General features: G+C 71.0%; 9 protein-coding genes. 5 read left to right on the forward strand and 4 right to left on the reverse strand.

The features are described 5' to 3' along the window. Positions 1-215 precede the first annotated feature (215 nt). Positions 216-1,307, forward strand: coding sequence for a TerC family protein (locus GA707_RS11810; protein ID WP_152178619.1), 1,092 nt, complete (start codon positions 216-218; stop codon positions 1,305-1,307). A 57-nt stretch (positions 1,308-1,364) separates the two neighbouring features. On the opposite strand, the gene GA707_RS11815 is transcribed toward GA707_RS11810, so the two are convergent. Continuing rightward, positions 1,365-2,927: a cell wall metabolism sensor histidine kinase WalK gene (locus GA707_RS11815; protein WP_152178620.1), complete on the reverse strand. Its 1,563-nt coding sequence runs from the start codon at positions 2,925-2,927 to the stop codon at positions 1,365-1,367. After that, complete coding sequence (locus tag GA707_RS11820) at positions 2,924-3,679, reverse strand: response regulator transcription factor (RefSeq protein WP_152178786.1); 756 nt, start codon at positions 3,677-3,679, stop codon at positions 2,924-2,926. Before GA707_RS11820 ends, GA707_RS11815 begins: the two co-directional genes overlap by 4 nt. 199 nt (positions 3,680-3,878) lie before the next feature. Between GA707_RS11820 and GA707_RS11825 the strand changes: the two genes are divergently transcribed. Then, on the forward strand, positions 3,879-4,613 hold the full coding sequence (locus GA707_RS11825; RefSeq protein WP_152178621.1) for a hypothetical protein: 735 nt from the start codon (positions 3,879-3,881) through the stop codon (positions 4,611-4,613). Here GA707_RS11825 and GA707_RS11830 read toward each other — a convergent pair. Then, positions 4,590-4,838, reverse strand: coding sequence for a hypothetical protein (locus GA707_RS11830; protein WP_152178622.1), 249 nt, complete (start codon positions 4,836-4,838; stop codon positions 4,590-4,592). The two genes, GA707_RS11825 and GA707_RS11830, sit on opposite strands and share 24 nt — an antisense overlap. A 145-nt stretch (positions 4,839-4,983) precedes the next feature. Beyond that, positions 4,984-5,316 (reverse strand): hypothetical protein, encoded by a 333-nt coding sequence (locus GA707_RS11835; protein ID WP_152178623.1) that lies wholly within the window; start codon positions 5,314-5,316, stop codon positions 4,984-4,986. Between the two features lie 410 nt (positions 5,317-5,726). Between GA707_RS11835 and GA707_RS20880 the strand changes: the two genes are divergently transcribed. Genes GA707_RS20880 through GA707_RS11845 form a run of 3 tightly spaced genes read left to right on the forward strand, consistent with a single transcriptional unit; the run spans position 5,727 to position 13,752 of the window. Next, entirely contained in the window at positions 5,727-5,894 is a 168-nt protein-coding gene (locus tag GA707_RS20880; RefSeq protein ID WP_193315307.1) for a hypothetical protein, read from the forward strand. Then, positions 5,891-10,966, forward strand: coding sequence for a 2-oxoacid:acceptor oxidoreductase family protein (locus GA707_RS11840; RefSeq protein ID WP_152178624.1), 5,076 nt, complete (start codon positions 5,891-5,893; stop codon positions 10,964-10,966). Before GA707_RS20880 ends, GA707_RS11840 begins: the two co-directional genes overlap by 4 nt. Next, positions 10,963-13,752 carry a sulfide/dihydroorotate dehydrogenase-like FAD/NAD-binding protein gene (locus tag GA707_RS11845; RefSeq protein ID WP_226963740.1) on the forward strand — a complete coding sequence of 930 codons (2,790 nt, stop codon included), beginning with the start codon at positions 10,963-10,965 and terminating at the stop codon, positions 13,750-13,752. The genes GA707_RS11840 and GA707_RS11845 overlap by 4 nt, the downstream gene beginning before the upstream one ends. Positions 13,753-13,755: the final 3 nt, after the last annotated feature.

Below are 13,755 nucleotides of genomic sequence, written 5' to 3' on the forward strand. Positions count from 1 at the left end.
GCACCACCGCATACCGGCTCCACTCCGGCGCGGCTTGACACAGTCTGTGCAGCCTCCTCATCATTCTCACGTGCGGGTCCGCCCGCACCGAAGGGGAGTACCCCCTCACGCTGTGTCGTCACTTCGGGCCTCCGGCTCCGGCGCAGCGGGCCACCCTCGCGGTGTGCCGGGAGAGACCTTCGTTCCACTCAGGTGAAACGAAAGGTTCCCTCCTCATGGACGTCCCCCTCTGGGCTTGGCTCGCCGTGCTCGGCGTCATCCTCGCCATGCTGGCCCTCGACCTGTTCATGCACCGCGACGCGCACGTCATCTCCGTCCGGGAGGCGGCCGCGTGGTCCGGCGTCTGGGTCGCGCTCGGTGTCGCCTTCGGCGGCGTGCTCTGGTCGGTGTACGGCGCCGAGATCGGCCAGCAGTACTTCGCCGGCTACCTCATCGAGAAGTCGCTCGCCGTCGACAACGTCTTCGTCTGGGCGATCATCTTCACCTTCTTCGCGGTGCCCCGCGAGTACCAGCACAAGGTGCTCTTCTACGGCGTGCTCGGGGCGCTCGTCTTCCGCGGTGTCTTCATCGCGGCCGGGTCGGCGCTCATCGCGAGCTTCTCGTGGATCCTCTACGTCTTCGCGGCGTTCCTGCTCGTCACGGGCTGGAAGATGCTCCGCCAGCGGGACAGCCACATCGACCCCTCGCAGTCCCGCACCCTGGCGCTGTTCCGGCGCGTCGTGCCGATGGTCGAGGAGTACCGCGGCCAGCGCTTCTGGATCCGGCGCGGCGGCGTGCTCGTGGCGACCCCGCTCCTCGCGGTCCTCGTCCTCGTCGAGGTCACCGACATCATCTTCGCCGTCGACTCGATCCCCGCGATCTTCGCCGTGACCGATGAGGTGTTCGTCGTCTTCACCGCCAACGCCTTCGCGATCCTCGGCCTGCGCGCGATGTACTTCCTCCTCGCCGACCTGATCCACCGCTTCGTCTACCTCAAGGCCGGTCTCGCGCTCGTCCTCATGTGGGTGGGCGTCAAGATGCTCCTCAAGATCGACGTGTACTACATCCCGACGACGGTCAGCCTCGCCATCGTCGCGACGATCATCGCGACCTCGATCGGCCTGTCGCTGCTCCGCACCCGCGGCCAGGAGAGGCACGCGCCGGACGTCGAGAGCCGCCCGTTCCGGGTCCGCGACGAGGAGGGCGGCCTGCTGCCGGGCCACGAGGCGGAGTACGGCGATGACACCCCGGCCCGCATCGTCGGCGGCACCGCGGCCCAGCGCCGCCGGCTCGGGCTCGCGGACGAGCCGGTCCGGTCGAGCGGCTGACCGCTCCACGGGGGCGGGAACAGCGCCGGTATGCGGTCCTCGCCCCCGCGCGTCGGCTCACCGCAGGCGTTGGTCGCCCTGCGGACGGCCGACCGGGACGAGGTCCGGGGTCCGGACTCTCCCGATGGGCAGGTCGACGACCAGCTCGGTTCGGCCGGGGACCGAGCTCGCGGCCACCGCGCCGCCATGCGCCTGCACGACCGCGGCGACGATCGCCAGACCCAGACCGCTGCTGCCCGCCGTCCGCGAGCGCGAGGTGTCGCCCCGGCGGAAGCGCTCGAACACGTGCGGCAGCAGCTCCCCGGGGATGCCGGGCCCGTCGTCGCTCACCGTGAGACGGACGCCGACCCCGCCGGGGACGGCAGCCGGCTCCAGCCCCGCGGTGACGGTCGTCCCCGGAGGCGTGTGCACGCGGGCGTTGGCGAGCAGGTTGGCGACGACCTGGTGCAGCCGGCCCCGGTCCCCGATCACGACGACCGGATCGGAGGGCAGGGCCAGCCGCCACCGGTGCTCCGGACCGGCCACCCGGGCGTCGCCGACTGCGTCGACGAGCAGGGCGGACAGGTCGACCTCCTCCTCGCGCAGGCCGGTGACTCCGCCCTCGGAGTCCAGGCGTGCCAGGAGGAGCAGGTCCTCCACCAGGCGGGACATCCGGGTCGCCTCGGACTCGACCCGGTCGAGGGCATGGGCGACGTCCGCGGGGACGGGCTCGGGCACCCGGTGAGCGAGCTCGGCGTAGCCGCGGATCGCGGCGAGCGGGGTGCGTAGTTCGTGGCTGGCGTCCGCGACGAACTGGCGCACCTGCCGCTCGCTCGCCTCCCGAGCGTTCAGCGCCGCGGCGACGTGCCCGAGCAGGCGGTTCAGTGCCGCGCCGACCTGGCCCACTTCGGTGTTCGGGTCGGTGTCCTCCTCAGGGACCCGGTCGCGCAGCACGACCTCGCCGGTGTCCAGTGGCAGCTCGGCGACCCGCGAGGCGGTGGCCGCGATCCGATCGAGCGGCTGCAGGGCGCGCCGCAACAGAACCGTCCCGACCACCGCGACGAAGGTCAGCCCGACGAGAGCGATCAGGAACATCGCCCGGGTCAGGCGGGCGACGGTCTCCTGGACCCCGTCCAGCGACAGGCCGGTGACGATCACCCGCTCGCCGGCACCCGGGACGGCGACCACCCGGTAGGCGCCCAGCTCTGCTCCCAGGTCGACCGTTGTCACGCCGCCGTCCGCGGGGACGTCCGCCAGCACGGCCGCGTCCGCGGTGTCGACGGGCTGTCCGACCCCCGTCTCCGCGAGCACCCCGGCCCGCTCGACCGCACCGTCGACGACGAGCGCGGCGAGGGTGTCCACGGGTTGGCCCGGGATGGCGAGGAAGACCGGCACCCGTCCTCCTCGACCTCCCTCCGGTCCGCGTTCGCCTCCGACATCGGGTATGCGGTCGGCCGCCCGCTCCGCTCGCTCCACGGCGGCGATGAGCTGGGTGTCGAGGCGTTGGGTGAGCACTCGGTGGACCGAGGCCACGCCGAGAACGGCGATGACGGTCGCCACCAGCGCGAGGAGGGCCAGGACGGCGACGAGGACGCGGCGGCGCAGGCTCCATCGAGACGCCGCGCCGCGGGAGCCGCTCACGGCGGCGGCTTGAGGACGTAGCCGGCACCGCGCATGGTGTGGATCATCGGCTCGCGGCCGGCGTCGATCTTCTTGCGCAGGTAGGAGATGTACAGCTCGACGATGTTCGCCTGACCCCCGAAGTCATAGCGCCACACCCGGTCGAGGATCTGCGCCTTGCTGAGCACCCGGCGCGGGTTGCGCATGAGGAACCGCAGGAGCTCGAACTCCGTCGCGGTGAGCTCAACGGCGTCGCCGTCGCGCCAGACCTCGCGGCTGTCCTCGTCGAGGACGAGCGGACCGACGACCAACCGTGGGTCCGGGGCGGCCGCGACGACCGCGTGGGTGCGACGGACCAGCCCGCGCAAGCGGGCGATGACCTCCTCGAGGCTGAACGGTTTGGTGACGTAGTCGTCCCCACCGGCGGTCAGACCCGCGATCCGGTCCTCGACCGCGTCCTTGGCGGTGAGGAAGAGGACCGGGACGTCGTCGCCCTGACCGCGCAGCCGGTGCAGGACCGACAGGCCGTCGAGGTCCGGAAGCATGACGTCGAGGACGACGACGTCGGGACCGAACTCGCGGATCTGGTGCAGTGCGGCCTGACCCGTGCCCGCCGTGCGCACGTCCCACCCCTCGTAGCGGAGCGCCATCCGCAGCAGGTCGGCGAGGACGGGCTCGTCGTCGACGACGAGGACCCTGACCGCGGAGCCGTCCGGGCGGGTCAGTCGGCTCAGCCGAGGTGACGGTGCGGGTGGCGTGGTCGACGGCGACATGGTCACCTACTCACTCTGACCACCTCCGCTGTACTCCGTCTTGGCGCTTCCTGTGAAGACCCTGTGCGTCGGGCTCGGACTCTCACGCCGAACACTGTGCCGATCGACAGCCCCGGCACAGCCCCGGCACAGGATCGATGAGCACGGTCGTGAGTGGAGCCGGGAAGGCCCCGGATCGTCACGAAAGGGAGAACCACTCATGAGCATGAGACGCAGACTCGCCGCGGGCGGAACCGCCGCCGCATTGGCGCTGACCGGTATCGCCGTCACGACGGCTGGTGCGGCCTGGGCTGTCGCCACCGACACCTCCACCAGCGACACGACCGACACGACCGACGAGAACGACGGCACTGGTGACACCTCCACCGAGCGTCCGTCCATCGTCGAGCGCATCGCCGAGGCGCTGGCCGGACTCGTCGACGACGGCACGATCACCGAGGACCAGGCAGCGGCGGTCGCCGAGGAGCTGGCATCCTCCGAGGAGCTCCGTGGGGGCCCGATGGGCCACGGACCCCACGGCTGGATCGGCGGCATGGAGCGCCCCGGCCTCGAAGCCGCCGCCGAGACGTTGAACCTCACCGAGGACGAGCTGCGCTCAGCCCTGCGCGACGGCAGCTCCCTCGCTGAGATCGCCGAGGAGCAGGGCGTCGCGGTCGATGACCTCGTCGACGCCCTCGTCGCCGCGGCCGAGGATCGGCTCGCCCAGGCGGTCGAGGACGGGCGGATCACCCAGGAGCGCGCCGACGAGATCGCCGCGACGCTGCCCGAGCGGGTGGCCGAGGCGCTCGAGCGCACCTGGGAGCCACGCGGGCCGGGTCACCGCGGTCACCGTGGCGGCATGCACTCCGACGACGGCACGACCGAGGACGGCACAGCCCCCGACGAGAGCACGGACGGCAGCACCGAGGGATCATCGCTCGACCGGAGCGCCTGACGGGTGAGCCGGTATGCGGTGGTCGCCACCGCATACCGGCGCGCCACAGGTCGCGAGGTCGTAGGCGTGGACCCGGTCCACCTGCTCCTGGTTCCAGATCTCCTCGTCCTGCAGACCCTCGGGGACCAGCCACTTCGGCGAGTCTTCGGTCGGCCAGCACGGTGGCGCAGTACTCCGCGGCCTCGGATGGCGGGTCGCAGCGGTGTCGTCGGTTGACTGTCGCATGGGTCGGTCCCTCTCGGCGGCGACCGGCCAGGAGCCGGGCTGTCACTGGACTGGACCTGTCGACAGTGCAGATGACCGGCGGAGCTCCGGTATTCGGTCATCCACACCGATCACCGGGCGGCAACGCCTGCAGCGGATGAGAGCCTCAGCGGCGTCGGCTTCTCGAGCCCGCCCCGGCGCCACTGCCGGAGAAGAAGATCGAGATGCCGAAGATGTAGCCGAAGTCGTACCAGGCGCCGTTGTTGTCGACCTCGTAGATCCCGACGGAGTCGTTGAACAGCGACACGATGAACGCGATCGGCGCGATGAACCCCTGCCACAGGCCGAGCCAGAAGCCGGCGTCGTTCGCCGAGTCCGCCGCCTCGTTGGCGCTGGCAGCGCAGCCCGCGAGCAGGACGACGAGCAGTGCGACTCCGGCGATCACCCGGATCCCAGGTCGACGCGACCGTGCAGTGGTGCGAGTTGTGGACGATGTCATGACCCACCTCCTCCCACCACGGTCCCACCGATCCGCCCACGACGGACGGCGAACCGGTGGTTTCGAGGCCGAATGGCCATCGCTCGACCGTTCGCCGTTTCGGTCCTATGTGGGAGAAGTGGCGGGCGACCGTTCGCCGTTTCGGTCCTATGTGGGAGAAGTGGCGGGCGACCGTTCGCCGTTTCGGTCCTATGTGGGAGAAGTGGCGCGCAGGGCAAGGGCAGGCAAGGCTGGCCTTGCGAGACAGGCTTCACACCGCCCGGCGCTGGCTCCCACCGACGCCGCGAGCGCAGACTGGAAGGGTCCACAGCGAGGCCATGCACCCTGGCCTCCGGACGACTCGAACGTGTCGCCCGAACAGGTCGAGGACCTGACCCCGCTCACCGTGGCCGAGACCAGCGGAGAGCGCCATGAGCACCGAGTCCAGCACCCCGGACGTACCCGTCGACGAGTCGACCGCGCTCGACCCACCGGGCACCGAGGACGAGTTCCCCTTCGAGTCTCCGGAGTTCGGCGTCGGCGGATTCCTCCCGCACCTCGACCCACCCAACCTCACCGACGGCGGTGAGACCCGATGACGGCGACCCCCCAGACCCCCACGCCTCCCGCCTACCCCGGCATCCCGGCCGTCATCCACGGCAACGGCGCCGTTGCCCACGTCATGAGCCACGTCTGCGGCGGGGTGATCGGATACCCGATCACGCCGTCGACGGAGATCGCCGAGCTCTTCGAGGCGGCGCGGGCCGAGGGCCGGGTCAACGTCTGGGGCAAGCACCCGTTCTTCTTCGAGCCCGAGGGCGAGCACTCGGCCCAGAGCGGCGCGCTCGGCGCCGCGCTCACCGGCGGCCAGTACGTCTCGAACGCCTCCTCGTCCCAGGGCATCCTCTACGCGATGGAGTCGCACTACGTGACCGTCGGCAAGAAGGTCGGCGGTTTCGTCCTCCAGGTCGCCGCCCGCGTGGTCTCCAAGCACTCGCTCAACGTCATGGCCGGCCACGACGACATCTACGCCCTGCTCTCCTCCGGCTACACGATCATCGTCGGCTCCAACCCGCAGGAGGCGGCCGACCTCGCGGCGATCTCCTACCGCACCGCCGCGCTCTCCCTCATCCCGGTCGCCAACGCGATGGACGGCTTCTCGACCAGCCATATGCTCAGCGAGGCGCGCCTGCCCGAGCCCGAGCTGCTGCGCGACTACCTCGGCGACCCTGCCGGTCGCATCCCCTGCCCGACCGTCGCCCAGGAGATCCTCTTCGGCGCCAAGGGCCGCGTCTTCCAGCTGCGCGGATTCCTGGAGCGGCACCGCCGCGACGTCCTCGACAGCGACATCGCGGATCTGCACGCCTTCCTCGACGCCCGAGCCGACGACGTCGAGCGGGACACCGCCGGCGAGCTCGTCGACCTCACCCTCGCCTGGGTCCCCGAGGAGCTCCACGGGCCCTGGCGCCGTCAGTGGGTCAACGCGCACACCAAGGGCACCCGCCAGCTCGTCCCCGCGCTCGTCGACGTCCACAACCCCGGCCTGACCGGCCCGGTCCAGAACCAGCCCGACTTCCAGGCCGGCGCGGTCGACCACCGCACCCACTTCGCCTCCGCCGTCCCGTCCCTGGTCCGACAGGCGATGACCGAGTATGCGGTGCTCACCGGCCGCGAGTACGCCCCGGTCCTCGCGTACGACTGCGACGACGCCGACGTGGTCATGGTCGGCCTCGGCTCGGTCGGCGACGACGTGCGCGCCGTCCTGCCGCACCTGCGCGCCAACGGGATCAAGGCCGGCCTGGCGTCGGTCAAGCTGCTCCAGCCGTTCCCCGAGGCGGAGCTCGTCGACGCGGTCAAGGGCGCTAAGGCCCTCATCGTCCTCGAGCGCAGCGACCAGACCGCGCTGACCCAGGTCGTCACGACCGCGCTCTTCAAGGCGCGCGAGAACGCCGCGGTCGGCGAACAACGCCACCCCGGCATCCCGCCCCTGACCGACACCCCGCGCCTGACCACCGCGATCTTCGGCCTCGGCGGCCACGACCTCCAGCCGCGCCACCTCATCGCCGCCTTCGAGCAGGCCCACGCCGACACCCTGCCCCCGCTCGTCTACCTCGGCTCACAGTTCTTCACCGACGACCCCGGCAGCGAGTCCCTGGCGAGCTTGCAGGAGCGGCTGCGCACCGCATACCCGGAGACGCAGCTCATGGGTCTGCGGACCGGACCGAACCCGCGGCTGCTGCCCGAGGACGCCCTGCGGATCCGCTTCCACTCGGTCGGCGGCTACGGCACGATCGCGACCGGCAAGCTGCTCACCGACATCCTCGCCGGCGTGCTCGGCATGCACTCCAAGTCGGCCCCGAAGTACGGCTCGGAGAAGTCCGGCGCCCCGACGAACTACTACATCACCCTCAGCCCGGAGCCGATCCTCCTGACCAACGCCGAGCTCGAGGAGGTCGAGGTCGTCATCGCGCCCGACCACAAGGCGTTCGTCCACACCAACCCGCTCAAGGGCCTCGTCGACGGCGGCACCTTCATCCTGCAGACGAACCTCTCCCCCGAGCAGCTCTGGCGGGAGCTGCCCAGGTATGCGCGGCGCACCATCCGCGACAAGCACATCCGGTTCTTCACGATCGACGCCTTCGAGGTCGCGCGACGGCACGCGCCGACACCCGACCTCGAGACGCGGATGATGGGAATCGCCTTCATCGGCTCGGTGGCGGCGAACGTCGACCGGGTGGCGCACGGCGCGCCCCGCGAGGACATTCTCGAGAAGGTCCGGGCCCAGCTCGAGAAGAAGTTCGGCCGCAAGGGCGCCGATGTCGTCGCGAGCAACATGGCCGTCGTCGCCGACGGGATCGAGGCGACCGTGCGGGTCGACTACGACGCTCCGGCGATCGTCGCGATCGACGAGGGCCCGGCCGAGCGCACCCAGCTGCTCACCGTCGCGATGTCGGCGTCGATGTGCCCGAGCACGACGGCCGAGCGCACGAGCGGGCTGTTCGACCCGGCGTACTACGAGGACCTCATGGCGCGCCCGTTCCGGGAGGGCACGATCGCGGAGGCTCCCGTGCTCCCAGGAGCCGGCCTCTTCATGCCCCCCGGGACGGGTGCCGCCAAGGACAAGGGCCTGTTCCGGCGCACCGTGCCGCAGTTCGACCCGTCGATCTGCACCGGCTGCCTCGACTGCGCCCTCGTCTGCCCGGACGCGGCGATCCCGAACACGGTGCACGAGGTGCACGATCTGATCCTCGCCGCGATCGAGAAGACCGAGGCGACGGCCGGCCAGAAGGACAGCCTGCGTGCTGCCGTCTACGGCATCGCCGAGCGCACCCGCGAAGCTCTGCGGCGCCGGGTCGACCAGCCGTTCCACGAGATCGTCGCGACCGCGGCGGCCCCTGCCGCGACCGACGCCGTCATGGCGAAGGTCGTCGAGCGGCTCGTCGCGACCCTCGCGACATACCCGGTCGCCCGCACGCGCCCGTTCTTCGACTCGCCCGAGAAGGACGAGCCCGGCACCGGCGGCCTGTTCGCCGCGACCGTCGACCCGTGGAAGTGCACCGGGTGTCTCGAGTGCGTCGAGGTCTGCGGGCCGGGCGCGCTCACCTCGATCGACCAGGACGCCGACATCCTGAGCGGCCTGCAGGAGCGCTTCGCCTTCATGACGGCGCTGCCGAACACCCCGGACCGGTTCGTCGAGGGCTCGGACGAGCCGGACGGCGACATCAAGCGCCTCATGCTCGACCACGACAACTTCTATGCGACGACCGGCGGCCACGGCGGCTGCCGCGGCTGCGGCGAGGTCACCGCGATCCGGCTCGTCATGTCGACCTCGCACGCCCTCGGCGAGCGCAGGCGCCGCGCCCAGCTGAGCGAGCTCATGGCTCTCGTCGACCGGCTCTACGCCAAGCGCGCGACCGTCGACGACGAGGATCGCAAGACCCGGATCTCCGGCGCGATCACGGCGCTCGAGCGCCGGCTCTACCTCCTCGAGGGCGGCCCGACCGGCAACGGCCCGGCGTCGACGATCATCGCCAACTCGACCGGCTGCAGCAGCGTCTACGCCTCGACGATGCCGTTCACCAACTACCTCGACCCGTGGGTCAACAGCCTCTTCCAGGACGCCCAGCCACTGGCCAAGGGCATCTTCGAGGGCCTCGCCGCCCAGCACGTCGACGACGTCCGTGCCCTCCGGACGGCCGAGCTCGAGCTGAGCGACGCATACGACCCGGACGTCCACGACCGGCAGCTCACCCGGCTCGGCTGGGGCGACTTCACCGACACCGAGATGCGGCTTCTGCCCACCGTGTTGACGATCGGCGGCGACGGCGCGAGCTACGACATCGGCTTCGGCGCCATGTCGCGCATCCTCGCCAGCGACACCCCGATCAAGGTGCTCGTCCTCAACTCCGGCGCCTACTCCAACACCGGCGGCCAGACGTCGACGGCGAGCCTCACGGCGCAGGACTCCGACCTCGCGCGCTTCGGCTCGGCGCACGACGGCAAGCACGAGTCGCGCAAGGAGCTCGGCCTCATCGCCTCGTTCCACCCCAACGTCTACGTCGCGGCGACGAGCACGGCCATCCAGGGGCACTTCCTCAAGACCGCGATGGAGTTCCTCCAGTTCCAGGAGGCGGCGGCGGTGCTCGACGTCTACACCCCCTGCGGCTCCGAGCACGGCATCTCCGAGGACGCCTCGGCCAACCGGGCCCGCCTCGCCGTCGAGAGCCGGATGAACCCCGTCTTCGTCCACGACCCGCGCCGCGGCTCGACGCTGCACGACTGGTTCGTCCTCGACGGCAACCCCGAGCCCAAGGAGACGTGGGCCAAGACCGACCTCGCCTACCGCGACGAGGCCGGCGACCTGCAGCTCATGCGGCTGCCGGTCACGCCGGCTGAGTTCGCCCTCGGCGAGACCCGCTTCCGCAAGCAGTTCCACCGGCTCCCCATCGAGTTCGAGGACGTCGCCGTCCCCATGGACGAGTACGTCGAGCTGAGCCTCGAAGAGCAGGCCGCGAAGGTGCCGTTCATCTACGCCACCGACGCCGACCAGCACCTCCTCAAGGTGCGCTGCTCCGGCGCGATCGTCGCCCTGGTCAAGGAGCGCCGGCGCTACTGGCAGACGCTGCAGTGGCTCGCCGGCGTCCACGAGGCCTCGCTCACCGCGCTGCACCGCAGCGACCTCGAGGACCTGCGGGCCAAGTACGAGCAGGCGCTGCGCGACCGCGAGGCCTCCATCGACGACATCGCCAACGCGATGTCCTCGCTCGCGACGTCGAGCCGCGCGCCCGCCGGGCTCGGGTCGGCGGTCCCCGTCCGGACCGCGGGAGGTATGCGCGGCGCACCAACCACCGCCACCTCACCCCCGGGGGGGGTGGGGGCCGCCGGTGCCGCCACCGCGGCGGCCGAGCCAATGGTCGGCGCGACGGGAGCCGCCCCTGCGGGCGCACCGGTCTGGCTCGCCGAGAGCGACATCCCCAAGTGCAACGACTGCGGCACGTGCTACCAGGAGCTCCCGCAGCTCTTCGAGTCGACGACGATGGTCATCGACGGGGCCGCCCAGAAGGTCGCCCGGATGATCCCCGGGGCGCTGGAGAGCGTCGAGCTGACGCCCGAGCTCCTCAAACGGGTCGACCGGGTCAAGAAGACGTGCGACGCGGAGATCATCCAGTGACGACCTCGACCACCGGCTCACCGGCGCCCGCGAGCGCGACGGGGCCACCGCATACCGACTCCCTCGCCGACCGACAGGTCGAGCTGCTCCGGCGGCGTCTGGAGGCCCAACCGGAGGCGTTCCGAGAGCTGTTCATCGAGGACGGCATGGCCGCCGTCGTCTGGGAGTTCACCCAGCCGGAGCTGAGCGAGGAGTTCACCCGCGCCTTCTGGGAGGTGCTCCTGCGCGAGGACGACGCGAGCAGGGTGCTCATGCGCTTCGCCTGGGGGCTGCCGCTGAGCCGCAAGCGCAAGTTCATCCGGGCGATCGACGCCTACCTCTCCGACCGTTACCCGATGTTCAGAGGTCTGTCCGACGGCTGGCCGGCGGGCAGTTCCATCCCGCCCTACATCCGCGGGCCGGAGGAGCGGGGGCACGACTTCGAACTCGTCAACCAGGGCTACCTGGGCTACCTGAACACCGGGCTCACCCGCGGCGAGGTCGACCTGCTCGTCTGGCTCGAGGCGCTGCGCGACAAGCAGTGCGAGGAGAAGCCGTGCGAGGTGGGCATCGTCATCGCCGGGCGCCCCGAGCCCAAGGGCGGCTGCCCGGTCAAGATCCACATCCCGCAGGTGCTCGAGCTCGTGGGGACGGGGAGGTTCCACGAGGCACTCGAGCTCATCGAGGCGGCCAACCCGCTGCCCGACGTCACGGGCCGGGTGTGCCCGCAGGAGCTGCAGTGCCAGAGCGGCTGCATCTTCAAGCGGACCCCCGTCGCCTTCGGCCAGGTCGAGTGGTTCCTGCCCGAGCGGGAGAAGCTCGTCGACCCGAACGCCGCCGCGGTCCGCTTCGGCGGCCGACCCGACCCGTGGGAGGTGGCGGCCAAGCCGCCGGTGGCGATCATAGGCTCCGGGCCGTCGGGCCTGATCAACGCGTATCTCCTTGCGGCTGAAGGATTCCCCGTCACGGTGTTCGAGGCGTTCCACGCCCTGGGCGGGGTGCTGCGGTACGGGATCCCCGAGTTCCGGCTGCCGAACGAGCTCATCGACGACGTCGTGGGCAAGGTCAGGCTGCTCGGCGGGCGGTTCGTGCCGAACTTCGTCGTCGGCAAGACGGCGACGATCGATGATCTGCGGGGGGCCGGATTCTGGCGTGTCTTCGTCGGAACGGGTGCCGGCCTCCCGCGCTTCATGAACGTGCCCGGTGAGCACTACCTGAACGTCATGTCGGCGAACGAGTTCCTCACCCGGGTCAACCTCATGCAGGGCCTGCGCGAGGACTACGAGACGCCGCTGCCCGAGACGAAGGGCAAGGAGGTGCTCGTCATCGGCGGCGGCAACACCGCGATGGACGCAGCCCGCACCGCCCACCGGCTCGGCGGGCATGTGACGATCGTCTACCGCCGCACCCAGGCCGAGATGCCGGCCCGGGTCGAGGAGCTCGAGCACGCACTCGAAGAGGGCATCGCGCTCAAGGTGCTCGCCTCGCCGCGCGAGTTCCACGGCGACGACGCGACCGGCTTCGTCTCCGCGACGACGCTCGACGTGATGGAGCTCGGCGAGCCGGACTCCTCGGGGCGCAGGCGGCCGGTGCCGACCGGGCGGACCGAGACGATGCAGGCGGACCTCGTGATCATGGCTTTGGGGAATGCGCCGAACCCCATCATCAAGGACTCCGAGCCCGAGCTGCACACGACGACGTGGGGCACGATCGACCTCGAGCAGGCCGGGTCGCAGGAGACCTCGCTCCAGGGTGTCTACTCCGGCGGCGACGCCGCCCGGGGCGGCTCGACCGCGATCAACGCCGCCGGCGACGGCCAGGCGGCAGCGCGCGAGATCATCGGCCACGTCGACGTGGCCGCCGCGGAGGTCGTGTCGATGGTGCGGTCGGCGAAGGAGTTCACCGAGCGCGCCTCCACCGCGCAGACGATCCTCGCCAAGGCGCACCTCGCCGACGGCATCGAGGAGATCACCGTCCACTCACCGGTCATCGCGGCCGCGGCCAGGGCCGGCCAGTTCGTCCGCGTGCTGCCGTGGGAGGGCGGCGAGCTCATCCCGCTGACTCTGGCGGACTGGGACGCCGAGGCCGGCACCATCTGCCTCGTCGTCCAAGGGGTGGGGACGAGCAGCATCGAGATCAACAGGATGGCCGTCGGGGACGCCTTCGCCGGCATCGCCGGCCCGCTCGGCCGGCCGAGCGAGATCACCCGGTATGTGGTGGACCAGACCGTCGTCTTCACCGCCGGCGGCCTCGGGTTGCCGCCGGTCTTCCCGATCGCGCGCGAGCACCTCCGTGCCGGGAACCACGTCACCCTCATCGCCGGCTTCCGCAGCGCCGGGCTGCTGTTCTGGACCGGCGAGGACGAGCGCGTCGCCGGTCTGCAGCGCGAGTACGGCGACCGGATCGACGTCGTCTACACGACCAACGACGGCACGTTCGGCATCGAGGGGTTCGTCACCACGCCCCTCGAGGCGATGCTGGAGTCCGCTGCCGCCGGAACCGGGCGCGCGGTGGCCGAGGTCGTCGCCATCGGCCCACCGGTCATGATGCGCGCCGTCTCCGACCTGACCCGCCGCTTCGGCGTGCACACGATGGCGAGCCTGAACTCGATCATGGTCGACGCCACCGGCATGTGCGGCGCCTGCATGGTCCCCGTCACCATCGACGGCAAAGTGATCCGCAAACACGCCTGCATCGACGGCCCCGAGATCGACGCCCACATCATCGACTGGGACAAGTTCCTCCCCCGCTTCGGCCAGTTCCGCACCCAGGAGCAGGCCAGCCGCATCCGCCACGACCTGGCGTGAGGG

It is taken from the genome of Nostocoides sp. F2B08 (assembly GCF_009184895.1).
Classification (GTDB): domain Bacteria; phylum Actinomycetota; class Actinomycetes; order Actinomycetales; family Dermatophilaceae; genus F2B08.